The sequence below is a fragment of the Cobetia sp. UCD-24C genome, from assembly GCF_001306765.1.
Taxonomy (GTDB): Bacteria; Pseudomonadota; Gammaproteobacteria; order Pseudomonadales; family Halomonadaceae; genus Cobetia; species Cobetia amphilecti.
The window spans coordinates 1-1,385 of the sequence record NZ_LJTD01000027.1; the positions used below are offsets into that span (position 1 = coordinate 1).

The window sequence follows — 1,385 nt, forward strand, 5'->3', positions numbered from 1 at the left end:
AGCGCCGAAGCCAACAGCACCGTCACCATCACCCACAACGGTGAAGTCGTTGATACGGTCGTGGCAGATGCCAATGGCACCTGGAGCTATACCCCGAGCACTGATCTCACCGAGGGTGAGCATGTCTTCAGCGTCACGGCTACCGATGCCGCCGGCAACGAGAGTGCAGCCTCTGGCGAGTTCACGCTCACCGTCGACACCGCCGCGCCTGATGCGCCGGTTCTGTCCGAGACCGATGGCGAGACGGCCAATGGCAGCACCGTCAATGGTAGCGCCGAGGCCGGCGGCACCGTCGAAATCACCAATGGTGATGGCGATCTGCTGGGCACCGGCACTGTTGCCGATGACGGCACCTTCAGCATCACGCTGTCTCCGAAGCAGGAAGCCGGCGCTGAGCTGACCGCCACCGTCACCGACGCCGCAGGTAACGAAAGCCCTGTCTCCGATACTCTGGTGGTGCCGGAAGACGCTGACGTCACGGCACCCAACAGCCCGACCATCATTTCCGCGACCGACGATGTACCAGCCGATACCGGTGCCCTCGCCTCAGGCGACAGCACCAACGATGCGATACCGACGCTGACCGGCAGCGCCGAAGCCGGCAGCACCGTCACCATCACTCACAACGGCGAAGTCGTTGATAGCGTGACGGCAGATACCAATGGCACATGGAGCTACACACCGACTACTGATCTCACCGATGGCGACCATGTCTTCAGCGTCACCGCGACTGATGCCGCCGGCAACGAAAGCGCGCCGTCTGGCGAGTTCACGCTCACCGTCGACACCGTCGCTCCGGATGCACCAGTCCTGAGCGAGACCGATGGCGAGACGGCTAATGGCAGCACCGTCAATGGTAGCGCCGATGCCGGTGGCACCGTCGAAATCACCAATGGTGATGGCGATCTGCTGGGCAGCGGCACTGTTGCGGATGATGGCACCTTCAGCATCACGCTTTTCCCGAAGCAGGAAGCCGGCGCCGAACTGACCGCCACCGTCACTGACGCCGCGGGTAACGAAAGTCCAGTCTCCGATACTCTGGTGGTACCGGAAGCGGCGGATGTTACCGCGCCGAACACGCCGTCCATCATTTCCGCGACCGACGATGTGGCAGCCGATACAGGTGCCCTCGCCTCGGGCGACAGCACCAATGACGCGACGCCGACGCTGACCGGCAGCGCCGAAGCCAACAGCACCGTCACCATCACCCACAACGGTGAAGTCGTTGATACGGTCGTGGCAGATGCCAATGGCACCTGGAGCTATACCCCGAGCACTGATCTCACCGAGGGTGAGCATGTCTTCAGCGTCACGGCTACCGATGCCGCCGGCAACGAGAGTGCAGCCTCTGGCGAGTTCACGCTCACCGTCGACACCGCCGCGCC

At 63.2% G+C, this 1,385-nt stretch carries 1 protein-coding gene; it reads left to right on the forward strand.

Features of this window, described 5'->3' with window-relative positions:
* Positions 1 to 1,385: Ig-like domain-containing protein (locus AOG28_RS17380; RefSeq protein WP_235507080.1), on the forward strand; the 1,385-nt coding region annotated here is incomplete at both ends.